This is a genomic window from Xanthobacter autotrophicus, from assembly GCF_005871085.1.
Taxonomy (GTDB): Bacteria; Pseudomonadota; Alphaproteobacteria; order Rhizobiales; family Xanthobacteraceae; genus Xanthobacter; species Xanthobacter autotrophicus.
Genome location: NZ_VAUP01000005.1, coordinates 95,879 through 121,636 on the forward strand (window position 1 = coordinate 95,879; position 25,758 = coordinate 121,636).

Here is a 25,758-nt window from a genome sequence, read left to right on the forward strand (position 1 = left end):
TCCTTCTTCAGACCTCCTGAAACAGGTCACTGCGCCGGACACCCCTGGAGAGGGCGCATCCGGCGCAAGAAAAGAAAGCCGCACCGCGCGGCGTTTGCCCACGGTTGCGGCGGCTGCCCCCGCCCGGCGGCAAAACTCCCGACGGCAAACGCCCGACGGAAGCCGCATGGCGGCGAAGGCTCCGCCCACCCGGCGCGGATGCGCAGGGCAGGCACGACGAAAACGCCCGTGGAGGCAAAAAGCCCAGGGACAAACCCGGGCCCACGCGCGCCGCGACCAGCAGACGCAGAATCAGGCGACGGACGCCTTGCCCCGCGCCTTTTGCCCGCTGGCATCGAAATAGCCCTGCAGCGGGCGCACCTTGAGATCTCCGCCTGCGTAGGCCTTGATCCCCTGCGCTGCCGCGATGGCTCCAGACAGCGTGGTGTAATACGGCACTTTCTGCAAGAGGGCGGCCCGCCTCAGCGACCGGCTGTCGGCGAGGGCCTGCGCCCCCTCGGTGGTGTTGAAGACGAGCTGGACCTCGCCGTTCTTTATGGCGTCCACGATATGGGGACGGCCTTCCAGCACCTTGTTGATCTTGGTCGCCGGGACGCCATGCTCCTCCAGGAAGCGCTGGGTGCCGGAGGTGGCGATCACCTTGAAGCCGATATCAAGCAGCATCTTGATGGACGGCAGGATGCGTTCCTTGTCGCCTTCCTTCAGCGACACGAAGACGGTACCGGACTTCGGCACTTTGGTGCCGCCGCCCAATTGGCTCTTGGCGAAGGCCACGCCGAAATCGGTGTCGAGGCCCATAACTTCGCCGGTGGAGCGCATTTCCGGGCCCAGCACCGTATCGACGCCGGGGAAGCGGGCGAACGGGAACACCGCCTCCTTGATGGCGATGTGCGTCACCTGCGGCCGCTCCAGGTTGAAGGCGGCGAGCTTTTCCCCGGCCATCACCCGCGCCGCGATCTTGGCGATGGGCAGGCCGATGACCTTGGCGACGAAGGGCACCGTGCGGGACGCGCGCGGATTGACCTCCAGCACATAGATGACATCGCCCTTGATGGCGTACTGCACGTTCATCAGCCCCACCACGCCCAGCGCCAGGGCCATGGCGGCGGTCTGCTTCTCCAGCGCGGCGAGGATCTGCGGCGAGAGCGAATAGGGCGGCAGTGAGCAGGCGCTGTCACCTGAATGGATGCCCGCCTCCTCGATGTGCTCCATGATGCCGGCGATGAACACGTCGGTGCCGTCGCACAGGGCGTCGACATCCACCTCGATGGCGTCGGACAGGTAGCGGTCGAACAGCAGCGGGTTCTTGCCCAGCACCGTGTTGATCTGGCCGGTCTTGTCGTTGGGATAGCGGGCCTTGACCTCCTGCGGCACCAGGCCCGGCAGGGTCTCCAGCAGATAGTCGCCGAGCTGGCTCTCCTCACGGATGATCTGCATGGCCCGGCCGCCCAGCACGTAGGAGGGGCGCACCACCATGGGATAGCCGAGATCGCTTGCCACCAGGCGCGCCTGCTCCACGCTGTAGGCGATGCCGTTGGCCGGCTGGCGGATCTTCAGCCGGTCGAGCAGGGTCTTGAAGCGGTCGCGGTCCTCGGCGAGGTCGATGGCGTCCGGCGAGGTGCCGAGGATCGGCACTTCCGCGTCTTCCAGCGCCTTGGCGAGCTTCAGCGGCGTCTGGCCGCCGAACTGCACGATGACGCCCTTCAGCGTGCCGTTGGTCTTCTCGCGGGCGATCAGCTCCAGCACGTCCTCCGCGGTGAGCGGCTCGAAATAGAGCCGGTCCGAGGTGTCGTAGTCGGTGGAGACGGTCTCCGGGTTGCAGTTGACCATGATGGCTTCATAGCCCGCGTCCTTCAGGGCGAAGGCCGCATGGCAGCAGCAATAGTCGAACTCGATGCCCTGCCCGATCCGGTTCGGGCCACCGCCGAGGATGATCACCTTCTGCCGGTTGGAGGGCCGCGCCTCGTCGGCGACGGCACCGGCGAACGGCGTCTCGTAGGTGGAATACATATAGGCGGTGGGCGAGGCGAACTCGGCCGCGCAGGTGTCGATGCGCTTGTAGGCCGGGCGCACGTCGAGGCCCTGCCGGCGCTCTCGCACCTCGGCTTCCGACAGGCCGGCCAGCGTGGCAAGGCGCGCGTCGGCAAAGCCCATGGCCTTCAGCCGGCGGAAGGCGCCGGCGGTGACCGGCAGGCCGAGCCGGCGCACCTTCGCCTCAGTCTCCACGATGCCGCGGATCTCGGCGAGGAACCAGGGGTCGATCTTGCAGGCGGAATGGATCTGCTCGTCGGTCAGGCCGAGGCGCATGGCCTGCGCCACATAGAGCAGGCGATCGGGCGTCGGGGTACCGAGCGCGGCGCGGATGGCGTTCTTGTCGTCGCCCTGCCCCAGCCCCTCGATCTCGATGTCGTCGAGGCCGGTGAGGCCGGTCTCCAGCGAGCGCAGGGCCTTCTGGAGGGATTCCTGGAAGGTGCGGCCGATGGCCATGGCCTCGCCCACCGACTTCATGGCGGTGGTCAGCACCGGATCGGCGCCGGGGAACTTCTCGAAGGCGAAGCGCGGCACCTTCGTCACCACATAGTCGATGGTGGGCTCGAAGGAGGCCGGGGTCGCGCCGCCGGTGATGTCGTTCTCGATCTCGTCCAGCGTGTAGCCCACCGCGAGGCGCGCCGCGACCTTGGCGATGGGAAAGCCCGTGGCCTTGGAGGCCAGCGCGGAGGAGCGCGACACCCGCGGGTTCATCTCGATGACGATGAGGCGGCCATCCACCGGGTTCACCGCGAACTGCACGTTGGAGCCGCCGGTCTCCACCCCGATCTCGCGCAGCACCGCAAGGGATGCGTCGCGCATGATCTGGTATTCCTTGTCGGTCAGCGTCAGCGCCGGCGCCACCGTGATGGAATCACCGGTGTGCACCCCCATGGGGTCGATGTTCTCGATGGAGCAGATGATGATGCAATTGTCCGCCTTGTCGCGGACAACCTCCATCTCATACTCCTTCCAGCCGAGCACGCTTTCCTCGATGAGCACCTCGTTGGTGGGCGAGGCATCGATGCCGCGCTCCACGATCTCGATGAACTCGGCCTTGTTGTAGGCGATGCCTCCGCCGGTGCCGCCCATGGTGAAGGACGGGCGGATGATGGCGGGCAGGCCCACCACCTCCAGCGCATCCAACGCCTGGGACAGGGTCTTGATCTGGCGCGAGGTGGGCGTGGAGAGGCCGATCTTGGTCATGGCCTCGCGGAACAGCTCGCGGTCCTCGGCCTTGTCGATGGCCTCGGCGGTAGCGCCGATCATCTCCACGTCGAATTTTTCGAGCGTGCCCATTTTTTTCAGCGACAGGGCGCAGTTGAGCGCCGTCTGGCCACCCATGGTGGGCAGGAGCGCGAAGCCCTTGGAGCGGTCGCCGCGCTCCTTCTCGATGATCTTGGTGACGATCTCGGCGGTGATGGGCTCGATATAGGTCGCGTCCGCCATGTCCGGGTCGGTCATGATGGTGGCGGGATTCGAGTTGACGAGGACGACCCGGTATCCCTCCTCCTTGAGCGCCTTCACCGCCTGCGTGCCGGAATAATCGAACTCGCAGGCCTGCCCGATCACGATGGGACCGGCGCCAATGATGAGGATGGTTTCGATATCGGTGCGTTTCGGCATTTCTGTCTGGCGCTCTCCACCGTCGCCGCCCGCTCCCGGGTAGACACGGGGGCGGACCGCGGGATCCGTTTCGTCGATGCTTCCGGGCAGGGCTGCCTCAGGGGCACTCGCGCCTTTCCGATCGCGCTCCGGGCGCAAAAAAAGGGCCGCGGGTCACGCGCCCCCCGAAAGGATCGAGCACCGCCCCGGACAGTCCCGGAAGCGTGCGCGCATGGGGGCGGAGGAAGTGCGAGGAGGTCACACCTCGGGAATTCTCTTTCACCCTGCGCGCTGATGGGCTTCCTTAGACCATAATTTGCGGCGACGGAAGCCATGACGCCGACGTTGACGGCTCACTTCCGCCGGAGACAGACGCGGTGCCAACCACCTTCGCCGAACTGGTCGTCAGATACCGCGCCCTCATCCGGCAGATCGCCACCTTCGTGGGCGTGGGCCTCACCGCCACCGCCGCCCATTTCGCGGCGCTGACGGTGCTGGTGGAAAACGGCCTCACCGGCCCGGTGGCGGGCTCCGGCGTCGGCTTCGTGGTGGGCGGGATCGTCTCCTACAGCCTCAACCGCCGCTTCACTTTCGAATCCACCCGCTCCCATGCGGGGGCGGTGCCGCGCTTCATGGTGGTGGCGGGGGTGGCCTTCGTGCTGAACGGCCTCATCATGGGCCTGCTGGTGCACGAGCTGGGGATTTATTACCTTTTGGCCCAGTCCATCACGACCGGCATCACCATGCTGTGGACCTTCTCCGGCTATCGCGTGTGGGCCTTCGCCCACCGCACCGGCGCCCGGCAGGCCTGAGCGGGGCCGATCGGCTACCGGTAGTTCACCCAGAACACACCCACGGTGGGGGCGGCCGCCCGCAGCGTCGCATCGCTGGAGGCAATGCTCCGGGGGCCGGACAGCCGCGCAGTGGACTGGTCCGAGGCGGTGGCCGAAAGCGCCAGCTGCACGCCGAGGGTGCAGCCGCCGCCCAGGTTACCCAGCCGTCCGCCGCGCCAGTCCGCCACCACGCCGCCGCCATTGCCACCGAAGCCCTGCACCCGGAACGGCTTGCCGTTGGCCTTCTCCAGATCCGCGAGGGTGGAGCCGATGGCGATGCCGTTCACGCTCCAGGCGGAGGATTCGGTGAAGGCCACCCGGCGCGGGTTCACCATGTCGATGGCGTCCTTCCAGGCGATCTCAAGGCTCAGCGCCGGATCGTTGGGCAGGAGCACGAGGCCGGGCGAGGTGCTGCCGTCGGGGGAGATGATGTTGCCGGTCACCACATTGGCCTGGCCGAAATCGGCGGCGATGTTGACGGCGCTGGTGTTGGGCGCGAACGGGCCGGCGCACTGGAACTGGCGCGGACCGGCGGTGGGCCGTGGGATGTTGACCACCGTCTCCGAATAGTCGCCGAACGCGTCGGACTGCTTCACCACCCCGGTGCCCCAGCTGTCCGGATTGCCCTGGCAGGCCGCAAGGAGCAGGGCCGAGGCAAGGACCACGGCTGCGGCGGGACGGGTGCCGGGAGCGGCAGGACGAGCAAAGGGGCGACGCTGGGCCATGGCTGCCTTCTAGACGGGACGAGGAGCGGCTGGTTGTCCCCGGCCTGCCGCGGTGCCGCCGCGTAAAACGCCAAGGATCGTCCGTGCCAAAGGCCCTTCTTAGAGCGTTTTCGAGCCAAGGGGATACCGGCTCACGTGAAGAAATCGCGCCGACGCGCACCTGCTGCGCACCGTCCGGGCGCCGGCGAGAAGAAAAAACCCTTTGAATTACTGCTTGTTGTCCGGTGACGAAGCCATAATGGGCCGTCGGCGCGCCGGCCGCTTCACTCCGCCAGTTCGCGCGTCAGACAGTTCCACCACGCCTCGACCTCGCGCAGGCTGGCCGGCGCGATCTGGGCGAGATCGCCGACAAAGCCGTCCCACTGGTCGCGCACCGTTGGGGAAACCGAGGTGAGCACGCAGATTTCCGCCGCCACCGCCGCGTGGAAGGCGCTGGTGAGGCCGCGTCCCTCCGCCTCCTGACGGCCGAACTTGGAGAGGATGACCACCGTGTCGGAGAGGTCGCCGCCCTCGTCAAGGCGCGCGGCGATGGCCCGCTCCACGCCGGCGGAGGCGGCCGCGAGCCCGGCTGGGTCAAGGCTGCACCCGGACGCGCCGGGGCCGAGATTCTGGTGCAGGCGGTTGGTCTCGCCGGAGACGAGGTCGAGCAAAAGCACGTCCTCATGGGCGCAGCCGGGGGGCAGATGCTCCACCACGCCCAGGATGCGCACGCCGGACGCACGCAGCCCGTCGGCAGCCTCAATGAGGAGGGACTGGATCTTTTCCCGGTCCGCCCCCTGCAAGGCGAGGATCATCGCGCGCTCAGCCGCCATCCCCAGATCCATTCCTGCGGTCCACCTTCGCGGGACCTTATATCATCAGCATCGGTCGTTGACCGACGCCCAGTGGGTACGCTCGAGTGCCGCAGAGGCTCGAGCGATGGCCCGTGCGTCAAGCTCACAGACCATCGAACTTATATCATCAGCCGCACCTCCCGCGAGGCCGCCAAAGCTATATCATGACCAGCATAACACAGGTCGCAGCGTGGGAAACGGGTCACATCTTCGCGCAGTCCGTCCCACCGCTGCCACGACTTTCTATTATGCGCACGGCTTCGGGACTTTCAGCCGTGGATGTGAACCCTCGTGAAGCGCCTATTGCCAACGCTCCTCTTGCCAACGCTCCTCTTGCCGACGCTGCTTTTGCCAGCCTTCGTTACCCTGTCGCTCGCCGCCCTCCCGGCGACAGCCGAGGCGGCGCACAAGCACGCCCATACCAAAAAGAGCCATTCCCACACTGCCCAGCCCGACAACGGCCAGCCGAATCGGGACGCGGCGATGCTGCATGTGGACCTTCCCACCCGCATCGAGCAGCGTTGCAACGCCCGCGCCATGGGCACGGTGGGGCGCGAGCATGCCGACATGCAGCCCGAGGAAACCGTGGCCTATGCCTTCGCCGACCCGCAGTTGGGGGAGGCCTCCATCAGCGCGCCGGGGGCCGCCATCCGCAGCCATGGGCACTGGTACCACCTCTCCTACACCTGCCACACCAGCGCCGACGGCATGGACGTGGACACCTTCAGCTACACCCTTGGCGCCGAGGTGCCCCGTGACGACTGGTCGGCGCACTCGCTGGTGCCGTAGGGTTTTCGGTCTTGAATGGCCGCAACGAACCCTCAGTGGATCGTTTCGGTATAGACGAACTTGGGCATGCGCCAGCCGAACCGCAGGGCGAGCATCCGCATCCCCAATCCGAGCACCATGACCCCGACGGTGAGGGGATCGTGTGGCAGATCCAGCGCCTTGCCCGCCATGTAAAGGCCGCCGGTCACGATGGATACGGTGCCGTAGAGTTCGGCCCGGAACAGCAACGGCACGTCCGCGCACAGCACGTCGCGCAGGACCCCGCCGACGCAGCCGGTGATCATCCCGGCGGCGATCACAACCACCACCGGCATGTCGAGGCTCATGGCCACGTTGCAGCCGATGACGGTGAACACCACCAGCCCCACCGCATCGAGGAACAGGAAGACGTACCGCAAATGGCGCATGTAGCGCGCCACCATGATGGTCGCCAGCGCCGCACCGCAGGTGATCAGCAGGTATTCCGGATGCTGCACCCAGGACAGGGGATGCCGGCCCAGCAGCACGTCGCGCACCGAGCCGCCGCCGAGCGCCGTGACCGAGCCGAGCAGGCATACGCCCACCCAGTCCATCTCCCGTCGTCCCGCCGCCAGCGCGGCCGTCATTGCCTCCGCCACAATGGCGACGATGTAGAGAACCTTGAGAAGATCCGCCGTCTCCATACCTGCCTCCCCGCCCCGCCTCGATCCGCCGGGCGTAGCACGGGTGCCGCGGGACGGGCGAGCGGGGCGCCTTACCCCTTCGAGCGCCGCCCGCCCTTGCGGTAGCCCTTGGTCCCGGGATCGGGGCGCGGGCCGGGGCGGAAGGTGTCTTCCGTGATGGGCACGGCGCGGTCGGAGCCGGGACCCATGTCGTCGAGGGAGGGCTTGTGGGCGCGGGTGACCGGCGCGGCATAGGACGCCTGCTCCTCGCCCATCCCCTCCTGGTCTGCACCCGCGCGCGGCTTGCGCGCCGCCCCGCGACCGCGCGGCAGGAGCTTGCCGGCGTCCTCCTTGGGCGGCATGTTCGCCGCCTTGCCATATTTGCGCGGCCCCCGGAAGCCGCCGGACTTGTCCTCCACCGCCTCCTGCCGGGCGAGGGGATCGTCGGCCACAGCAAGCTCGGTGGCCTCCAGCCGGCGGATCTCGTCGCGCAGCCGGGCGGCGGTCTCGAAGTCGAGGTCGGCGGCGGCGGCGCGCATGCGCTTCTCCAGGTCCGCCATGACCGCCTTGAGGTTGTGGCCGAAGGCCGCCCCCTCCTCCGCCAGGCCCGCGTCCACTTGCACGTGGTCGCGCTCGTAGACGGAATTGAGAATGTCGCCGATGGCCTTCTTCACGCTCTCCGGCGTGATGCCGTGCTCAACATTGTAGGCCATCTGCTTTTCGCGGCGGCGAGAGGTCTCCGCCATGGCCCGCTCCATGGAGCCGGTGACCCGGTCGGCATAGAGGATGACCCGCCCGTCCACGTTGCGGGCGGCGCGGCCGATGGTCTGTACCAGCGAGGTCTCCGAGCGCAGGAAACCCTCCTTGTCCGCGTCCAGGATGGCGACCAGCCCGCACTCGGGGATATCGAGCCCCTCGCGCAGCAGGTTGATGCCGATGAGCGCGTCAAACGCCCCGAGCCTGAGGTCGCGGATGATCTCGATGCGCTCGATGGTGTCGATATCGGAATGCATGTAGCGCACGCGGATACCGTGCTCGTGCAGATATTCGGTGAGGTCCTCGGCCATGCGCTTGGTCAGCACGGTCACCAGCGTGCGGTAGCCCTTGGCCGCAAAGGCACGCACCTCCCCCAGAAGATCGTCCACCTGGGTGCGGGCGGGGCGCACCTCCACCGGCGGATCGATGAGGCCGGTGGGCCGGATCACCTGCTCCACGAACACGCCGCCGGTCTTCTCCATCTCCCAGGTGCCGGGGGTGGCGGAGACATGGACGGTCTGCGGCCGCATGGCCTCCCATTCCTCGAACCTGAGCGGGCGGTTGTCCATGCAGCTCGGCAGGCGGAAGCCGTATTCCGCCAGCGTCGCCTTGCGGCGGAAGTCGCCGCGATACATGGCGCCAATCTGCGGCACGGTCACATGGCTCTCGTCGATGAAGACGAGGGAATTGTCCGGCACATATTCGAACAGGGTGGGCGGCGGCTCGCCGGGCTTCCTGCCGGTGAGCCAGCGCGAATAATTCTCGATGCCGGCGCAGCTTCCGGTGGCCTCCATCATCTCCAGGTCGTAGCGGGTGCGCTGCTCCAGCCGCTGGGCCTCCAGAAGGCGGCCCATCTTGTAGAGCTCGTCGAGCCGCATCTTCAGCTCGGCCTTGATGCCGGTGATGGCCTGGATCAGCGTGGGGCGCGGGGTGACGTAATGGGAGGCGGCGTAGACGCGCACGCTCTTCATGTCGCCGCTCTTGTGGCCAGTGAGCGGGTCGAACTCGGCGATGCTCTCCACCTCGTCGCCGAACAAAGAGACGCGCCAGGCGCGATCCTCATAATGGGCGGGGAAGATCTCCACGCTGTCGCCGCGCACCCGGAAGGTGCCGCGGGCGAAATCCGACTGGATGCGCTTGTATTGCAGGGCCACCAGATCGGCGAGCAGGCCGCGCTGGTCGATGCGCTCGCCCACCTTAATGTCGAAGGTCATGGCCGAATAGGTCTCGACCGAGCCAATGCCGTAGATGCACGACACCGAGGCGACGATGATCACATCGTCGCGCTCCAGCAGAGCGCGGGTCGCCGCATGGCGCATGCGGTCGATCTGCTCATTGATGGACGATTCCTTCTCGATATAGGTATCCGTCCGGGGCACATAGGCTTCCGGCTGGTAGTAATCGTAGTAGGAGACGAAATACTCCACCGCATTGTCGGGGAAGAAGCTCTTGAACTCGCCGTAGAGCTGGGCGGCCAGCGTCTTGTTGGGCGCAAGCACGATGGCCGGGCGCTGGAGCTGCTCGATCACCTTGGCCATGGTGAAGGTCTTACCCGAGCCGGTGACGCCCAGCAGCACCTGGTCGCGCTCCCCCGCCTGCGCCTGCGCGCACAGCTCGGCGATGGCCGCGGGCTGGTCGCCGGCGGGCTCGAAATCGCTCTTCATGGTGAAGCGCACGCCGCCCTCGGACTTCTCCGGGCGCGGCGGGCGATGGGGCACCCAGGTCTGGCCGTTGACCTCCGGCCGCCCGCTCTCGATCAGCTGCGACAGCGCCTGCACCGTGGCGGAGGCGCCGGCGGACGCGAAGTCGAGGCTCAGGTCCCCCGGCGCGAGCCCGAGGGACTGTGCGAGTTCAGGATCAAGCGCCTGCTGGGGCGCCGGCTCGAAATGACGCTGGGAGCGCTCTCCGAGCTTACCGGGACGGGATGCTTTGGCCATGGGGGGAATATGGGGGCGATCCCCCCGCAAGGAAAGACGCAGGGTGCAAGACCGCGCGTCGCCAAAGCTCCGAACAGGCCATGCCTTCAGCGGCGCACAACCGACACCCATCGGCTGCACTGGCAAAATACAACCCAAACATGTCGCGCCTGCTCTCACAAGCAGTCCATGCCCAAAGCAGGGGGCTACCATGAATCGCATGGGGGCGGAGGTCGGCCAGATCCTGTGGTAAGGGCAGCACATCCCAGTCTGGATGCCCTGCCCCATGCCCTCCTTCACCACGCTCCTGCCACCCCAAATCCTCCCCATCGTGATGCTGGTCGCCTCCAACGTCTTCATGACGTTCGCCTGGTACGGGCATCTCAAGCACAAGTCGGCGCCGCTGGTGCTGGCGATTCTCGCCAGCTGGGGCATCGCATTTTTTGAGTATTGCCTCGCCGTGCCGGCCAACCGCTTCGGGTCCGAGGTCTATTCCACGGCCCAGCTCAAGACCATGCAGGAGGTCATCACCCTCCTCGTCTTCGCCGGCTTCTCGGTGCTCTACCTGAAAGAGCCGCTGGGCTGGAACCACCTCGTGGGGTTCGCCTTCATCTCGGCCGGGGCCTTCTTCATCTTCCACAAGTTCTGAGCGTCGGCGCTCCCGCCGTCAGGACGGCGCCAGCGCCGCCAGCTCGGCGGCGAAGGCGTTGTGCTGCCGCACGGTCGACGGCAGGTCGATAGTGAGAAGGCGGCCGTCGCGCACCACCACGCGGCCGTTGATGACGCTCAGGCTCACCTGCTGCGGCGCGCAGAACAGGAGCGCCGCCACCGGATCGTGGAGCGCCCCGGCATAGGCCAGCGCCGACATGTCGAAGGCGACGAAATCCGCCGCCAAGTCCGGGGCGAGGGCACCGATGTCGTCCCGTCCCAGCACCCGCGCGCCGCCCAGCGTCGCCAGCTCCAGCGCCGTGCGCGCGCTCATGGCGTCGGGGCCGAAGGCGACGCGCTGGAGCAGCATGGCCTGGCGCGCCTCGGCCAGAAGATGGCCGCTGTCGTTGGAGGCCGAACCATCCACCCCGAGGCCCACCGGGATGCCTTCCGCGCGGAACCGCTTCACCGGCGCGATGCCCGAAGCAAGCCGCATGTTGGAGCACGGGCAATGGGCGATGCCGGTGCCCGTGCGGGCGAACAGGGCGATGCCTGCCTCGTCCAGCTTCACGCAGTGGGCGTGCCACACGTCCGGCCCGACCCAGCCCAGCTCGCGGACATAGTCGGTGGGGCCCATGCCGAAGGTCTTGTGGGAAAAGGCGATGTCCGAATCGTTCTCGGCGAGGTGGGTGTGCAGGGTCAGGCCGTTGGCGCGGGCGAGACGGAGCGTATCCCGCATCAGGTCGTGGCTCACGGTGAAGGGCGAGCACGGCGCCAGCACCACCCGCAGCATGGAGAAGCGGGCCGGGTCATGATAGGCGCCGATGAGACGCTCGGCGTCCTTCATGACGAAGCCCTCGTCCTCCACCACCCGGTCTGGAGGCAGGCCGCCCTTGCTCTCGCCCACGCTCATGGAGCCGCGGGCGGCGTGGAAACGCATGCCGATCCGTCGTGCGGCGCGGATGGAATCGTCGAGCCGCACGCCGTTGGGGTAGATGTAGAGGTGGTCCGACGAGGTGGTGCAGCCGGAGAGAATGAGCTCCGCCATGGCGGTGAGGGTTGCCGTCTCCACCATCTCGCCGGTCAGCCCCGCCCACAGCGGATAGAGCGCGCGCAGCCAATCGAACAATTCGCCGTCCTGCGCCGCCGGCACCGCGCGGGTCAGGCTCTGCACCATGTGGTGGTGGGTGTTGACGAGGCCGGGGATCACCACATGGCCGGCAAGATCGATGATCTCGTCCGCCTGCGCCGGCAGGTCGGCGGCGCGCCCCACCGCGACGATGCGCCCGTTTTCCGCATAGAGCCCACCGCCCGGGATCTCCCGGCGCTCTCCATCCATGGTGACGAGGACGAGGGCGTTGCGGGCAAGCAGCGTCTGGGCCATGGGGTCTCCGCGGAACAGGACGCCCGGCATGAGAAGCCAGACGCCATCGGCGACCCGATGTTAGGGGCGATGGAGACCCAATGGAATCCCGTCGGAGGCCCTCATTGGGCCCTCATTTTGCGGCGGCGGGCACCACGCGCAGGATCTCGCCGGTGTCGTCGGTGGCGAGCCACAATGCCCCGTCCGGCCCCTGCCGCACGTCGCGGATGCGCTTGCCCAGCGGCAGGCGTTCTTCGCCGGCAATGGCGCCATTGCGGACCTTCACCTCCACCAGCGCCTGTCCCGCCAGCGCGCCGACGAAGAGCTGGCCCTTGAAGGCGGGCAGCAGATCGGCGGAATAGAAGGCGGCGCCGGAGGGCGCGATAGAAGGATCCCAATAGAACAGGGGCTGTTCCATCCCCTCCTTGCGCGTGCCGACGCCGATCTTGGCGCCGGAATAGTGCCGGCCGTAGCCGATGACCGGCCAGCCGTAATTCTTGCCCGCCTCCGGCCTGTTCACTTCGTCGCCGCCGCGCGGGCCGTGCTCCACGGTCCACAGCCGCCCCGTGGACGGTTCGATGACGCCACCCTGCACGTTGCGATGGCCATAGCTGAAGATTTCAGGCCTTGCGTCGGGCCGGCCGGGGAACGGATTGTCGGCTGGGATCGAGCCGTCCGGGGCGATGCGCACCACCTTACCGAGGGTGGTGGAGAGGTCCTGCGCCTTCATCATCAGGTCGAAGCGGTCACCCAGGGTCACAAACAGCATGCCGTCCGGCGCGAACACGAGGCGCGAGCCAAAATGATTGCCGCCGGAATGGCCCGGCACCTGGCGGAAGATCACCTGAACGTCGCTGAGCCGGCTGAGATCATCGGAGAGGCGCCCGCGCGCCACGGAGGTGCCGGCGCCGTCCGGGCGCGGCTCGGCATAGCTCAGATAGACAAGGCGGTTGGTGGCAAAGGCGGGGTCGAGAGCCACGTCCAGCAGCCCGCCCTGCCCCCGCGCCGCCACCTGTGGCACCCCGACGATTGGGGCGCCGAGCTTGCCGGAGGCGTCGACCAGGCGCAGCCGCCCGTCCCGCTCGGTGACGAGGAGGCGGCCGTCCGGCAGGAAGGCCATGCTCCAGGGATGCTCCAGCCCCGAAGCGAAGGGCACCACCCGTACCTCTTCGCCAGCGAAGCGCCTCACGGCACCGCCATCATCGGCAGCGAAGGCGAAGGCACCGGCAACGAGCAGGCCGAGCAGCGCCAGCGCGGCAATGGCGGCACGGCGGCCGGGACGGGGGAAAGAGGAGCGCTGCCGATGATCGCGCCGGGCAAGCACCGCCCCCACCTCACGCGGCAGGGTGCGGAAACGGGGATCGGGGCGCAGCTGCATCGCCGGCTCAACGCGGCCGGCTGGAGAACTCGGCATCACGGGCAGCCCGTGACCTGGCGCGGACGAGTCGTTGCGCGGCACGGCGACCGACGAGCAGGAGGCTCCCAGCCATGGCCAGGCCGAGCAGGATGCCGGAATAGTCGATGACGCCGTTGACGATGAGCTGGCTTGCGGCCGCCGCATGCTCCGCGCTCAGCACGAAGGCGACGGCGCCGATGGCGAGCATCAGCGCGAAGGTGAGCCCGGCCTGGGCGAGGGCATCGCCCACCTTGTGGTCGCGCACGGCACGGGCGAGCAGCTCCGGATCAGCGGACGAAACCGCGCCCGGACGATCAAGCCGCCCCGGGTTGAAGTGCCCAACGTCCATGTCACACCTTCCGGACATGATGATCTCGCTCAGTAGAACGCAACCAACCAACGTCGACGATTGCGAATCAGTTCCGTCGACACACGCGAGAGTGGAAGGGAATCGTGGCGTGACAGCGGCTTGGCTTCCACACATCATGGCAAGATGATGTCGTACGCTCACGGAACCGCGATCCATCCCCGCTATGCTTCCGCGACAGACGGCCGCCATTCCATGTCCACATGGCCGGGCTCCGCCGCGACCCGCTCCAGCCAGGCCCGCACGGCGGGGAATCCGCGGAGCGAAAAGTCGCCCTCCTCGGCCACATGGGTGTGGGCATAAAGCGCCATGTCCGCGATGGTGAGCGCTTCGCCCACGAAGAAGTGCCGGCCGTCGAGATGGCGCTCCATCACCTTGAGGGCGGCGTAGCCCTCCTCCATCCAGCGGTCCACGTCGTGGGTGCGCAGTTCCCGCCCGCCCCGCACCTGCTTGAGCCAGAACCGCGCGGCGGCGATGCCCGGCTCGTGGCTGTGCTGCTCGAAGAACATCCAGCGCAGCGTCTCCGCCCGATCGAAGGCGTCGGCGGGCAGGAAGCGCGAACCATCCGCCAGATAGAAGAGAATGGCGTTTGATTCGGCGAGGAAACGCCCGTCGAGGTCCAGCAACGGAACCCGGCCATCGGGGTTGCGGGCCAGGAATTCCGGGGTGCGGTTCTCGCCGGCGAAGATGTCCACCTCCTCTAGGCGGAACGACCGGCCGAGCTTGGCCAGCATGAGGCGCACCTTGTAGGAATTGCCAGAGGCCTGGGTGGAATAGAGCGTCAGCACCCGTCCCCTCCCGAAATCCAAGGTATTCCAACGGGATCGCCGCGTGACGCGCGGCCACCGAGCTTGACTGTCGCGCTTTCATGTGGCCCGTGGGTTGCGCTGCCGCAAGGGCCACGCCGGGTCCGGGGCGATTCATCACGGGCGCGTGCCGCCATATTCAAGATCCTTGCTTGTTTGCGGGCGGCGGCTGAACTAGTGTCCGCGCCGCGTCGGCAGGAGCCGGCCACGATCTTGCCAAATGCCCAGCCCGCGCCGCCTTTGCCTCGTGCGGCCGGGCGCGTCCGGAGCCCAAAGGCCATGAGCCTCATCTCGTCCGCACTGAAGCGCATCAAGCCCTCCCAGACCATCGCCATCTCCAACAAGGCGCGGGAGCTCAAGGCGGCCGGGCGGGACATCATCGCGCTCTCCGCCGGCGAGCCGGACTTCGACACCCCCGACAACATCAAGGAAGCGGCCATCGCCGCCATCCGCCGCGGCGAGACCAAGTACACGGCCGTGGACGGCATCCCCGAGCTGAAGGCCGCTATCTGCCGCAAGTTCAAGCGCGAGAACGACCTCGACTACAAGCCTTCGCAGGTCACGGTGGGCACCGGCGGCAAGCAGGTGCTGTTCAACGCTTTGGTCGCGACGGTGGACGCCGGCGACGAGGTGCTGATCCCCGCCCCCTATTGGGTGAGCTATCCGGACATCGTCGAATTCTGCGGTGGCAAGCCGGTGCCGGTGATGACCACCATCGAGGACAACTTCAAGCTCCGTCCCGACGTGCTGGAAGCCGCCATCACCCCCAAGACCAAGTGGCTCATCTTCAATTCGCCGTCCAACCCCTCGGGCGCGGCCTATTCCTTCGACGAGCTGAAGGCGCTCACCGACGTGCTGGTGAAGTATCCCCAGGTGTGGATTCTCACCGACGACATGTACGAGCACCTCGTCTATGACGACTTCAAGTTCGTGACGCCGGCCCAGGTCGAGCCCAAGCTCTACAACCGCACGCTGACCATGAACGGCGTGTCGAAGGCCTATTGCATGACCGGTTGGCGGATCGGCTATGCGGCCGGTCCCGAGGCCCTCATCAAGGCCATGGGCACACTGCAATCCCAGTCCACCTCCAACCCCTCCTCCATCGCCCAGTGGGCGGCGCTTGAGGCGCTGGACGGGCCGCAGGACTTCATCGCCGCCAACAACAAGGTGTTCAAGGAACGCCGCGATCTGGTGGTATCCATGCTGAACCAGGCGAAGGGCCTCCACTGCCCCAAGCCCGAAGGCGCGTTCTACGTCTTCCCGTCCTGCGCCGGCACCATCGGCAAGACCACGCAAGGCGGCGTCACCATCGCCACGGACGAGGACTTCGCCACCCAGTTGCTGGAGGCGGAAGGCGTCGCCGTGGTGCATGGCTCAGCGTTCGGTCTCGGCCCGGCATTCCGGATTTCCTATGCCACCGCCACATCGGACCTTGAGGAAGCCTGCCGGCGCATCCAGCGCTTCTGTGGCTCCCTGAGCTGATCCGGGCACAGCGCCCGGAAAAAAGGAACTTGTGGCCCTTTGAAGCGTTGGCGCAGCAGTGAAGTCTGGGCTAAGGCTTCGCCGTCGTCGGGTGCAGGGATCAACCCGCCCGCTTCCCACAGGAGGAACGACATCATGAAGACTGTTTTCAAGGCCGGCCTCGCGGCTGCTGCCCTTCTCGCCGTCGGCGCCGTGCCCGCTTCGGCCCAGTCCCGTGTCCAGGTCGGCACGCTGAGCTGCAACCTCGCGCCGAACGTGAGCTTCGTCCTCGGCTCCGTGCGTGAGATGAGCTGCAGCTTCCTGCCGTCCTCGCGCAGCGCCAAGGCTGGCACCTATCAGGGTGTGACCCGCCGCTTCGGCCTCGACCTGGGCTTCAGCACCTCCGGCCGCATGGTGTGGGCCGTGTTCGCCCCCACCGCCGTGGTCGGCCGCGGCGCGCTGCGCGGCACCTATGTGGGCGCCTCCACCAACGCCTCGTTCGGCGTGGGCCTCGGCGCCAACGTGCTGGTGGGTGGCTCGTCCAACACCATCGCCCTGCAGCCGCTCTCCGTCGAAGGCCAGACCGGCGTCAACCTCGCCCTCGGCGTGTCCGACCTGACCCTGCGCTGATTCGGCCGACAGTGCGGCGAAGCATGCTGAAAAGCTGTTTCTGCTGCGCTCGTTACGCTGGATGAGTCCGATACTGCGCCCCCGCCCCCAGGTCGGGGGCGCAAGCATTTTCAAGGCACCCGAACGCGTTGCGGTCGCCCCTGCCGCACCACCATCCCAACCGCGCCATTCCCCCAGGCATGGCGGTTGCGCGGTGATCGCGCGCAACGTACCTCTGCGCACGCTGCAACCTGGGGGTTCTCATGCGCGCTTCCTTCGCCGCCATCTCCACCGCTTTCGCCCTGGCTCTCGCTGCCGTGCCTGCGACCGCCCAGACCCCGCCGCCCGCCGCGAATACGCCCAAGGTCCAGTCGGGCATGCTGGTGTGCAAAGTGGCGCCGTCCATCGGTTTCGTCCTTGGCTCCATGCGCGAGATGGGCTGCGAGTTCCGTGACACCAGCGTGCAACCCTACCTGGTGAAGTCCCGCTACAAGGGCACCATCGCGCGCTTCGGCATCGACATTGGCGCGCTGGCCGCGGACACCCTCGCCTGGGCCGTGTTCGCCCCGTCAGCGGTGGTGGCGCCCAGCGACATCGCCGGCAGCTACGTGGGCGTCTCGGTGGATGCGGCCTGGACCATCGGCGGCGGCACCAACATCCTGCTCGGCGGCTCCAGCAACCAGATCGCTCTTCAGACCATCTCGGTGGAAGGCATGGTCGGGGCGGACATCGCCGCCGGCGTCGCCGACCTCACGCTGGTGCTCCTCCCCAACTGAGAGCTGCCGGATCTCGGCCGGGAGCGTTGCCTTTTTCGGCAGCATTCCCGGCCGCTTCATGAAAAAGTCGGATCTTGGGCGCCAGACTTAACCTTTGGTTGGATCGCGCAAGTGATCTGACGGGTCGGCCTTGTTGCGGGGGTCCGGAATGTCTCACCTATTCGCCCGGCTGTTGATCCCGGGCGCAGTTACCGTTTTCGCTGTCACAGTCGGGGCCGGGGCCCTTGCCGGCGCCATGCCCCAGGTCTCCGCCGGCCTGCTGGAATGCCGGGGCGAATTCGCCACCGCTTATGGCTTCGGCTCCACCCGGAAAGTGCGCTGCGAGTTTCGTCCCTCCGTGGGGATGAACCATTATTATGCCGGCACCCTCGACCGGATCGGCCTCGATGTCGGCATCTCCGACCAGGCCAGCATGTTGTGGGCGGTGCTCGCCACCTCGCCGCAGGTGGATCCGGGGGCGCTGGCCGGCACTTATGTGGGCCTGTCGACCGGTTTTTCCGTGGGTCCGGGCTTCTCCGCCAACATGCTGGCCTCGCAGGACGCCACGAGGCAGGTGACGCTGCAGCCCATCAGCGTCTCCTCCGACAGCGGTCTCAGCGTCTCCATCACCGGCGCGACGCTGACCCTCGCCCCCTCTGGCCCCACCCCGCAATAGCGCGGGATGGGGACTAACCCACGTCAGAACCAGATCTTTTCCGCCTCGCGGCCGGCATAAAGACCGGCGACGTATTCGCCGTAGCCGTTGAACAACTCGGTGGGACGGCGGTTGCCGGTGGCGATATCCTCCTCGCTCGCCTGGCTCCAGCGCGGGTGCGGCACCTTGGGATTCACATTGGCCCAGAAGCCATATTCGGCGCCCTGGACCTCCTCCCAGAAGCTCAGGGGCTGCTTGTCCGTGAAGGAGAAGCGCACGATGCCCTTGATGGATTTAAATCCGTATTTCCAAGGCGTTACCAGCCTGAGCGGCGCGCCATACTGGCCCGGCGCCGGCTTGCCGTAGACGCCGGTGACGAGAAAGGCCAGCTCGTTGGTCGCCTCGGCCAGGGTCAGGCCCTCCACATAGGGCCACGGATAGCGGAAATCCCTTTGATTTGACGCGACTTTCGGGTTCAGGAACGTCTCCATCCGCACATATTTCGCGCCCGCCTTGGGACCCGCCAGCGCCACTAGGTCCTTCATGGCAAAGCCGGTCCACGGCACCGCCATGGACCAGGCCTCGACGCAGCGGTGGCGGTAGAGCCGCTCCTCCAGCTGGACCTTCTTGAGCAGGTCGTCGATGCCCAGTTCCTGGGGGTTGTCCACCAGTCCGTCGATCTTCACCAGCCAGGGCCGGCGCTCGAAGCGGCTCATGGAAGGGGCGACGTTCTTGCCGTAGCTGAATTCGTAATAATTGTTGACGGTGCTGGACTTAGCTTCCGGCGTCACCGGCCGCTCCAGGGTGTAGCGCGGGTTCCGCGCGGCCGGGTAGAGGCCGGCGGACGGGTCCGGCAGATCGCCGACGCGCTGGGCCGCCGCGGGTCCCGCAAGGCTCGCCGCCGCCAGCATGGCGCCGGCACCCATCAGCTCCCGGCGGGAGAAATAGAGGCCCTCCGGCGTCGCCGCTGATTCGGGAATTTCCCAGCCCCGCCTGCGTCGAATGTACATGCTGTGTGTCCTCCAATGGCGGCGGAGGATCGCGGCGGCGCCCCCTCGGGGCAATTCAAACGGACGTGTGCTCGATCACCGTTTCGGGTTCAAGAGGTTCGCCGACATCGGCGGGTTCGAGTTCGGATTTGGACAGAGAAAGAACGCTCACGCGCCGCGCGGTCCTGGTTGCCGGCTTGGCCGGCTGCCGCCGGCCTCACGCCTCCACGCCGCCGCGCCGCTCGGGCTCGGCGAAGCCCTCCGGAGCGTCGCCGGCCTCGAAGGGGGTTTCCACCTCCACGAAGGTATCAGGGTAAAATCCGTTGAAGCGGGTGCGCAGGGACAGGGAATAGGCGCCGATGTGGCCGATCTCGATCCAGTCGCCGGTGTCCACGCTCTCGGGCAGGAAGAAGGGGCGCGAGAGCACGTCCACGCTGTCGCAGGTGGCGCCATAGATGCGGAACGGCTCGATGCGCCCGCTGCCCAACGCCCCCCGCCCCGGCCGGCGGCGACGGGCGGGGTCCGGGATGTGCCGCACCGGCAGGAGGATCTTGCCCGTCCACGAATCCGACAAGGACGACCAGATCCCGTCATTGATATAAAGCCGCTGCCCCTTCTTCAGCAGCACCCGCACGATCACCGAGAAGGACCGCGCGACGATCACCCGCCCCGGCTCGGCTACCAGCGGGGTGCCGGCGAAGCCGTTGCGCTCCACCGCGCCCACGAGGCCGGATATGATCTCGTCCAGCGGCGGCATGGGCGGCACCGGGCGACGCGGGTTCTGGGCATAGGTGGCGGGAAAGCCGCCGCCCACGTCGAGGGCGACGATGGGCACCCCCGCCGCCGCGCGCACCTCCGCCGCCACGGCGACCGCCCGGGCATAGGTGTCCGGGTCTTCCACCTGGCTACCCACGTGGAAGCACAGGCCGCACTTGATGCCGATGCCATGGATGCGCTGGAGCAGTTCCGCCGCATGGCCCGGCGCCGCGCCGAATTTCTTGGACAGCTCGTAGGCCGCGTCCCCCTTGGAGGCGATGCGCACGAACAGGGTGAGGTCTTCCGGGTCGAGATCCAGCGCCCGGACGATCCGCACGATCTTGGCCACCTCGTCCTCATGGTCGAGGGTGGTCGAGCGGATGCGGTAGTGCTCGAGCGCGAGGCGGATGTCCGACTGGGCCTTCACCGGATGCATGTAGAGCAGCTCCGCCCCGGGCGCTGCGGCGCGGGCGGCGGCGAACTCGGCGGGGCTGGCCACGTCGAAAGCGGAAATGCCAGCCTTCGCCAGCACGTCCAACACCATGGGCTCGCCATTGGTCTTCACCGCATAGGCGGTCTTGCCGGGGAAGGCCTCGACGAAGGCCCTGGCGTCGGCGGCCAGCACCTGGGGTCGAAAGCAATAGACCGGCTGGTCCGGCCGCAGTTCCAGCGCCGCCTCCCGGCCCGAGGCGAAGCGCGGCGTCGCAACGGCGGCGGTAGCTGTGGGTGGAGGCGCGCTGGCGAAGCGGGACTGCGACATGAACCCTCCCGGTGGGCCGACGGATGGTGAGTCGGATATCGAGCATGCCGCGCTTTTCCGGCGAGAGCACGACAGGACCTCCGTGTTAATTTTCTCGCAAGGTGTTGCCGCCGTGTCCTTGACCGGGCGAAAGCGCCGCCGCATCGTCCCCCGTCAAGTTCGCCCGACACGGGCGGGGGGCCTGAAGTGGAGTGGACCATGGTTGATCGGGCGCGGAGCGCAGCGGCGAAGGCGAAGCGCGCGATGTCCCTCGCGACTGTATCGCGCGCAGTGAAGGCTGCGGCGGTCGTGGCAGGGCTTGCGCTCGTGTCCATGGGCGGCGCCTCCAGCGTCAGGGCCGCCAACCTGCTGGAGCTGAACTTCTGGCTCTCCGGCCCCAATTATTCGGGCGTCGTGCCCGCCTGCGAGGATCAGCAGGCCCTCGACCTCATCGCCAGCCGATTCGCCGAGACCGAGCGCATGTACTGGTCCTCGGCCCTCGCCATTACCGGCTTCGAGAAGGTCCGCGAGATCGCGTTCCGCCCGTGGGGACCGGAATACCAGCCGCGCCGCTTCTGCAAGGGCACTGTCTTCACCAACGATGCCCGCAAGCACGCCATCTATTATTCCATCATCGAGGACGGCGGCTTCATCGGCGCCAGCTGGGGCGTGGACTGGTGCGTGGTCGGCCTCGACCGCAGCTATGCCTATGCCCCGTCCTGCAAGATGGCGGGTCCGTGAGGCGCGCGCTCGCAGCCTTCGCCCTGTTCGCTGGTGTTCTCGTCGCGGCCTTTACGGGGCCGGCGGCGGCGCAGGACCATGCGCCCGGCCGCTTCGATTTCTACGTGCTGTCCCTGTCCTGGTCGCCCACCTATTGCGAGGACAAGGGCCGAAAGGCGGCGAACGAGCCCCAGTGCAACCTCACTCGCCCCTATGCCTTCGTGGTCCACGGCCTGTGGCCGCAGTATGAGCGCGGCTTTCCCGAAAACTGCCAGCGCCCGCCGCCCTACGTGCCGAACCCGCTGGTGAATTCCATGCTGGACGTGATGCCGAGCCGCGGGCTCGTCATCTATGAGTGGAAGAAGCACGGCACCTGCTCCGGCCTCTCGCCCGGCGCCTATTTCGACCTGGTGCGCGCGGCGCGGGACAAGGTGGCCATCCCCGCCGAGTTCACCCGGCTCGACGACTACCGCATGGTCTCGCCGTCGGACGTGGAAGACGCCTTCCGCTCCGCCAATCCCGGCCTGTCGCCGGACATGTTCTCGGTGCAGTGCGACCGCCGGCGCCTGACCGAGGTGCGCATCTGCCTCAGCCAGGATCTCGCCTTCCGCGCCTGCCCCGACGTGGACCGCCGCGCCTGCCGCCTGTCGCGCATGGTGATGCCGCCCGTGCGCGGCGGCAGATAGGGCGAGACAGGCCGATAACGCCATGAATTACCGTCATTCGTTCCATGCGGGGAACCCCGCCGACGTGATGAAGCACGCCGCCCTTGCGCGCGTGCTCGCCTATCTGAACAAAAAGGAAAACGCCTACCGGGTGCTCGACACCCACGCGGGCGCGGGCCTCTACGACCTCGACGGAGCCAACGCCCAGCGCACGCTGGAGGCCGATAGCGGCATCGAGGCGGTGCTGGCGGCCGATCTCGCCGGCACCCTGCCCAAGCCCGCCGCCGCCCTGCTTGCGCCCTATCTCGATGCGGTCCGCGCCACCCGCGCCGGCGGCCGCAGGCTTTATCCCGGCTCCCCGGCGCTGGCGCTCGCCCTGTCGCGGCCGCAGGACCGCTTCCTGTTCTGCGAACTGCACAAGGAAGAGCGGGCCAAGCTGGAAAAGCGCGTGGGCGAGGATCCGCGGGTGAAGATCCTGCCCCAGGACGGCTGGCAGGGGATCGCCGCCCACCTGCCGCCGCGCGAGCGGCGCGGGCTTGTGCTGGTGGACCCGCCGTTCGAGGAGCCGGGCGAGTTCCAGCGCCTGGTGGCGGGGCTTGAGGCCGCCCACCAGCGCTTTGCCACCGGCATCATCATGCTGTGGTATCCCATCAAGGACCTGAAGGCGGTGGATGCTTTCCGCCGCGACGTGGCCCGCCTCGGCCTGCCCAAGACGCTGCGGGTGGAGCTGGATTTCGCCACCGTGCGCAGCCTCGATGTCCTGTCGGGCTCCGGGCTCATCATCGTCAATCCGCCGTTCACGCTGGCGGATGAGATGCGCACGATCCTTAATGCCCTCGCCCCGCTCCTGGCCCGCGACGGACAGGGCCGCGCCCGCGTCTCCTGGCTCACCCCCGGCGGGTGATACCCATTCAAGCCATTGATGGCTGGGCTTCGCCTTTTGACTTCCGGCGCAGCTGGCCGCGCGCTATCTGGAAGGTCCCTCCTCAGCCCGGACCTGCCCCATGCTGCTGCGTTTTTCCGCCACCTCGCCCTTCGTGCGCAAGGTGCGCGTCGCCGCCGCCCTCCTCGGCCAGACGCTTGAGATCGAGCCCGCCGACACGCTGGACCCCAACGATACCCTGCGCAGCCAGAACCCCCTCGGCAAAATTCCGGCGCTGCTCGCCGACGACGGGCAGGTGCTGTTCGATTCGTCCGTGATTCTCGCCTATCTCGACATGCTCGCCGGCGGCGGCCGCATCCTGCCCCTCGACCCCAAGGCGCGCATCGCCGCCCTGCGCAAGGAAGCGCTGGCGGACGGCATGATGGATGCCGGCATCCTGCTTTTGTACGAAGGTCGCTTCCGCCCGGTGGAAAAGCACGAGCCCAAGTGGCTGGAGCATCAGGAGGGCAAGCGGTCCCGCGCCCTCGACGCGTTCGAGGCCGATGCCGCCCCGTTCGACGGCACCATCACGGTGGGCGACATCTCGCTCGCCTGCGCGCTCGGCTGGTTCGATTTCCGCTTCGAGGGCAAGTGGCGGTCGGACCATCCCAAGCTTGAAGCCTGGTACGAGGCCTTCGCCGCCGCCTGCCCCCACTTCGCGGACTCCACGCCGGCGGCGTGAGGACCATTCACGCCATCATGCCCCGGCGATGCCGGGGCATGATGGCGTCGACGTCACTGGACGATGTAGACCACCTTGCGGGTGCGCGGATCCACGATTACCCGGCGGTCGTTGACCACGGAATACTGATACTCGCTGTTGCTGGGGATTTCGTAGAGCACCACGTTGGGCGGCAGCGGCTCGCCCACCGTCACCTCGCGTTCCAGGCGGACCGAATTGCGGCGCTCCTTCATCACGTAGGTGCGTACCTCCTGGGGCGGCTCGGCGGCCGCGCCCACGGTGGCGCCGACCGCGCCGCCCACGACCGCGCCCACGGGTCCACCCACAACCGCGCCCACCGCCGCACCGCCGATGGCACCCGTTGCCGTGGAGGCCTGGGCGAAGACGGCGGTGGGGGCGAGAAGGCCGAGCACGAACGATCCGATGATAATCTTGTTGCGCATATTACCTCTCCTACTGCGTTCTGGTCGCAGTAGAAACAGGTATCCCCACGCTTTCGTTCCAACCCTCGGAGATTTTAAAAGACAGTGGTAAATCCAAAGCAGCGCGGCCGCGGAGCAACGACTTGACCTTTGTCGCGCCCGCCACCGCGAGATTGAGTGCTGTCCTTGGCCCTGATTAAGCCGAAGCTTGAGCCGGCCGCGCGGGTACACGCGGAACCGGAACCATCATGCCGCGTTTGTGCAGCTCAGCGTAGGTGAGATCCAGCACCCGCCAGGTGATGGCGACCAGTTCGTCCGCCTCCTCGTGGGACAAGGTGAAGGGCGGGGCGAGGATCATGCCGTCGCGCACCGCGCGCATCACCAGCCCCTCGCGGAACGAGAAATCGCGACAGATGAGGCCCACCGTGCCCTCTTCTGCTGCGAACGCCGCGCGAGAGGCCTTTTCCGGGGTCAGCTCCAGTGCGCCGATGAGGCCCACCATGCGCGCCTCGCCCACCAGGGGATGCTCGGCCAGCTTCAGCCAGCGCTCCTGCAGGTAGGGCCCGATGTCGGTGCGCACCCGCTCCACCAGCTTTTCCTCGTGCATGATCCGAAGGTTGGCCAGCGCCGCCGCGCAGCCGCCGGGATGGCCCGAATAGGTGAAGCCGTGGTTGAAGTCGCCGCCGTGCTCGATGAAGCCTTCCGCCACCTTGTCGCCCACGATGACGCCGCCGAGGGGGAAGTAGCCGGAGGTGATGCCCTTGGCGAAGGTTATGAGATCCGGCTTCACCCCCATGAAATCGGCGCCGAACCATCGCCCGGTGCGGCCGAAACCGCAAATGACCTCGTCACACACCAGAAGAACATCGCGCTCGCGGCAGATCTTCTCCACTTCCGGCCAGTAATTGGCCGGCGGAATGATGACGCCCCCCGCCCCCTGGATCGGCTCGCCGATGAAGGCGGCCACATTTTCCGGCCCCGCCGCGTCGATGGCGCGGGCCACCTCGCGGGCGGCGTAGAGGCCGAACTCCTCCCGGCCCATCTCCCCGCCCTCGGCCCACCAATAGGGCTGCGCCACATGGATGATGCCGGGAATCGGCAGGCCGCCCTGCGCGTGCATGGGCTTCATGCCGCCGAGCGAGGCCCCGCCCAGGGTGGAGCCGTGATAGCCGTTGCGCCGCGAGATGAAGATGGACTTTTCCGGCTTGCCCATGGCCGCCCAATAGTGGCGCACCATGCGCAGCACCGTGTCCACCGCCTCCGAGCCGCCGGAGGTGAAGAACACATGGTTCATGTGCGCCGGCGCCACGTCCGAGATGGCGGCCGCCAGCTCCGCCGCGCCGGGATGGGTGGTCTTGAAGAAGGTGTTGTAATAATCGAGCTGGTGGAGCTGGGTGGCGATGGCATCCACGATGGCGCGCCGCCCGTGGCCGACCTGCGAGCACCACAGGCCCGACATGCCGTCGAGGATCCTGTTGCCCTCGCTGTCGAACACATAGACCCCCTCGGCCCGCGTGATGACCCGCACCCCCTCGGCGTTCAAAGCCTTGGTATCGGAGAAGGGGTGGAGGTGGTGCGCCGCATCCAGCGCGCGCCAGTGGGCCGTCGAGTTCGAGAGGGGGGCGGATGTCACGATGGGCTGCTCCGATGAGGACCACGCAAAGACTGTGTGGAAAG

At 67.5% G+C, this 25,758-nt stretch carries 24 protein-coding genes; 11 read left to right on the top strand and 13 right to left on the bottom strand.

Features of this window, described 5'->3' with window-relative positions:
* Window positions 1-291: 291 nt before the first annotated feature.
* Window positions 292-3,654: a carbamoyl-phosphate synthase large subunit gene (gene carB / locus FBQ73_RS02285; RefSeq protein WP_138397912.1), complete on the bottom strand. Its 3,363-nt coding sequence runs from the start codon at window positions 3,652-3,654 to the stop codon at window positions 292-294.
* Window positions 3,655-4,010: 356 nt separating this feature from the next.
* Between carB and FBQ73_RS02290 the strand changes: the two genes are divergently transcribed.
* On the top strand, window positions 4,011-4,445 hold the full coding sequence (locus FBQ73_RS02290) for a GtrA family protein (protein WP_210236645.1): 435 nt from the start codon (window positions 4,011-4,013) through the stop codon (window positions 4,443-4,445).
* 14 nt (window positions 4,446-4,459) lie between these two features.
* On the opposite strand, the gene FBQ73_RS02295 is transcribed toward FBQ73_RS02290, so the two are convergent.
* Both FBQ73_RS02295 and FBQ73_RS02300 read right to left on the bottom strand, forming a co-directional pair.
* Complete coding sequence (locus FBQ73_RS02295; RefSeq protein ID WP_138397913.1) at window positions 4,460-5,191, bottom strand: hypothetical protein; 732 nt, start codon at window positions 5,189-5,191, stop codon at window positions 4,460-4,462.
* A 263-nt stretch (window positions 5,192-5,454) separates the two neighbouring features.
* Window positions 5,455-6,003 (bottom strand): DUF2478 domain-containing protein, encoded by a 549-nt coding sequence (locus FBQ73_RS02300; RefSeq protein ID WP_170218721.1) that lies wholly within the window; start codon window positions 6,001-6,003, stop codon window positions 5,455-5,457.
* Window positions 6,004-6,342: 339 nt separating this feature from the next.
* On the opposite strand from FBQ73_RS02300, the gene FBQ73_RS23035 reads away from it, so the two are divergent.
* A complete protein-coding gene (locus tag FBQ73_RS23035; RefSeq protein WP_246089516.1) occupies window positions 6,343-6,813 on the top strand; it encodes a DUF930 domain-containing protein in 471 nt (156 codons plus the stop codon).
* 32 nt (window positions 6,814-6,845) lie between these two features.
* Here FBQ73_RS23035 and FBQ73_RS02310 read toward each other — a convergent pair whose 3' ends face one another.
* Window positions 6,846-7,475, bottom strand: a complete 630-nt coding sequence (locus tag FBQ73_RS02310; RefSeq protein WP_138397915.1) for a trimeric intracellular cation channel family protein — start codon at window positions 7,473-7,475, stop codon at window positions 6,846-6,848.
* 71 nt (window positions 7,476-7,546) lie between these two features.
* A complete protein-coding gene (gene uvrB, locus FBQ73_RS02315) occupies window positions 7,547-10,147 on the bottom strand; it encodes an excinuclease ABC subunit UvrB (RefSeq protein WP_138397916.1) in 2,601 nt (866 codons plus the stop codon).
* A 265-nt stretch (window positions 10,148-10,412) separates the two neighbouring features.
* Between uvrB and FBQ73_RS02320 the strand changes: the two genes are divergently transcribed.
* The gene (locus tag FBQ73_RS02320) at window positions 10,413-10,775 is read left to right on the top strand and encodes a DMT family protein (protein WP_138397917.1); all 363 of its coding nucleotides are present in this window, start codon (window positions 10,413-10,415) and stop codon (window positions 10,773-10,775) included.
* Window positions 10,776-10,793: 18 nt separating this feature from the next.
* On the opposite strand, the gene FBQ73_RS02325 is transcribed toward FBQ73_RS02320, so the two are convergent.
* The 4 genes from FBQ73_RS02325 to FBQ73_RS02340 form a co-directional block, all read right to left on the bottom strand.
* On the bottom strand, window positions 10,794-12,158 hold the full coding sequence (locus FBQ73_RS02325; RefSeq protein WP_138397918.1) for an 8-oxoguanine deaminase: 1,365 nt from the start codon (window positions 12,156-12,158) through the stop codon (window positions 10,794-10,796).
* A 112-nt stretch (window positions 12,159-12,270) separates the two neighbouring features.
* Window positions 12,271-13,515 (bottom strand): PQQ-dependent sugar dehydrogenase, encoded by a 1,245-nt coding sequence (locus FBQ73_RS02330; protein ID WP_246089517.1) that lies wholly within the window; start codon window positions 13,513-13,515, stop codon window positions 12,271-12,273.
* Window positions 13,516-13,522: 7 nt separating this feature from the next.
* Window positions 13,523-13,882 carry a hypothetical protein gene (locus tag FBQ73_RS02335; protein WP_138397919.1) on the bottom strand — a complete coding sequence of 120 codons (360 nt, stop codon included), beginning with the start codon at window positions 13,880-13,882 and terminating at the stop codon, window positions 13,523-13,525.
* 182 nt (window positions 13,883-14,064) lie between these two features.
* Window positions 14,065-14,688, bottom strand: a complete 624-nt coding sequence (locus FBQ73_RS02340) for a glutathione S-transferase family protein (RefSeq protein ID WP_138397920.1) — start codon at window positions 14,686-14,688, stop codon at window positions 14,065-14,067.
* Between the two features lie 297 nt (window positions 14,689-14,985).
* On the opposite strand from FBQ73_RS02340, the gene FBQ73_RS02345 reads away from it, so the two are divergent.
* The 4 genes from FBQ73_RS02345 (at window position 14,986) to FBQ73_RS02360 (ending at window position 18,207) form a co-directional block, all read left to right on the top strand.
* On the top strand, window positions 14,986-16,188 hold the full coding sequence (locus FBQ73_RS02345) for a pyridoxal phosphate-dependent aminotransferase (protein ID WP_138397921.1): 1,203 nt from the start codon (window positions 14,986-14,988) through the stop codon (window positions 16,186-16,188).
* 135 nt (window positions 16,189-16,323) lie between these two features.
* On the top strand, window positions 16,324-16,797 hold the full coding sequence (locus FBQ73_RS02350; RefSeq protein WP_138397922.1) for a DUF992 domain-containing protein: 474 nt from the start codon (window positions 16,324-16,326) through the stop codon (window positions 16,795-16,797).
* A 242-nt stretch (window positions 16,798-17,039) separates the two neighbouring features.
* On the top strand, window positions 17,040-17,552 hold the full coding sequence (locus FBQ73_RS02355; RefSeq protein WP_138397923.1) for a DUF992 domain-containing protein: 513 nt from the start codon (window positions 17,040-17,042) through the stop codon (window positions 17,550-17,552).
* 235 nt (window positions 17,553-17,787) lie between these two features.
* Window positions 17,788-18,207 (top strand): DUF992 domain-containing protein, encoded by a 420-nt coding sequence (locus FBQ73_RS02360; protein ID WP_170218722.1) that lies wholly within the window; start codon window positions 17,788-17,790, stop codon window positions 18,205-18,207.
* Window positions 18,208-18,230: 23 nt separating this feature from the next.
* Here FBQ73_RS02360 and msrP read toward each other — a convergent pair whose 3' ends face one another.
* Window positions 18,231-19,196 (bottom strand): protein-methionine-sulfoxide reductase catalytic subunit MsrP, encoded by a 966-nt coding sequence (msrP, locus tag FBQ73_RS02365; RefSeq protein WP_138397925.1) that lies wholly within the window; start codon window positions 19,194-19,196, stop codon window positions 18,231-18,233.
* Between the two features lie 196 nt (window positions 19,197-19,392).
* Window positions 19,393-20,691, bottom strand: coding sequence for an alanine racemase (locus FBQ73_RS02370; protein ID WP_246089518.1), 1,299 nt, complete (start codon window positions 20,689-20,691; stop codon window positions 19,393-19,395).
* Window positions 20,692-20,934: 243 nt separating this feature from the next.
* Between FBQ73_RS02370 and FBQ73_RS02375 the strand changes: the two genes are divergently transcribed.
* The 4 genes from FBQ73_RS02375 (at window position 20,935) to FBQ73_RS02390 (ending at window position 23,659) form a co-directional block, all read left to right on the top strand.
* Complete coding sequence (locus FBQ73_RS02375) at window positions 20,935-21,411, top strand: hypothetical protein (RefSeq protein ID WP_246089519.1); 477 nt, start codon at window positions 20,935-20,937, stop codon at window positions 21,409-21,411.
* Window positions 21,408-22,076 (top strand): ribonuclease T2 family protein, encoded by a 669-nt coding sequence (locus tag FBQ73_RS02380; protein ID WP_138397927.1) that lies wholly within the window; start codon window positions 21,408-21,410, stop codon window positions 22,074-22,076. Before FBQ73_RS02375 ends, FBQ73_RS02380 begins: the two co-directional genes overlap by 4 nt.
* Window positions 22,077-22,098: 22 nt before the next feature.
* Window positions 22,099-22,959 carry a 23S rRNA (adenine(2030)-N(6))-methyltransferase RlmJ gene (locus FBQ73_RS02385; RefSeq protein WP_138397928.1) on the top strand — a complete coding sequence of 287 codons (861 nt, stop codon included), beginning with the start codon at window positions 22,099-22,101 and terminating at the stop codon, window positions 22,957-22,959.
* 100 nt (window positions 22,960-23,059) lie between these two features.
* Window positions 23,060-23,659, top strand: a complete 600-nt coding sequence (locus FBQ73_RS02390; RefSeq protein ID WP_138397929.1) for a glutathione S-transferase — start codon at window positions 23,060-23,062, stop codon at window positions 23,657-23,659.
* 53 nt (window positions 23,660-23,712) lie between these two features.
* Here the strand turns inward: FBQ73_RS02390 and FBQ73_RS02395 are convergent, their stop codons facing one another.
* Together FBQ73_RS02395 and FBQ73_RS02400 are read right to left on the bottom strand one after the other, a co-directional pair.
* Entirely contained in the window at window positions 23,713-24,102 is a 390-nt protein-coding gene (locus tag FBQ73_RS02395; RefSeq protein ID WP_138397930.1) for a DUF1236 domain-containing protein, read from the bottom strand.
* Window positions 24,103-24,277: 175 nt separating this feature from the next.
* Window positions 24,278-25,714, bottom strand: a complete 1,437-nt coding sequence (locus FBQ73_RS02400) for an aspartate aminotransferase family protein (RefSeq protein ID WP_138397931.1) — start codon at window positions 25,712-25,714, stop codon at window positions 24,278-24,280.
* Window positions 25,715-25,758: the final 44 nt, after the last annotated feature.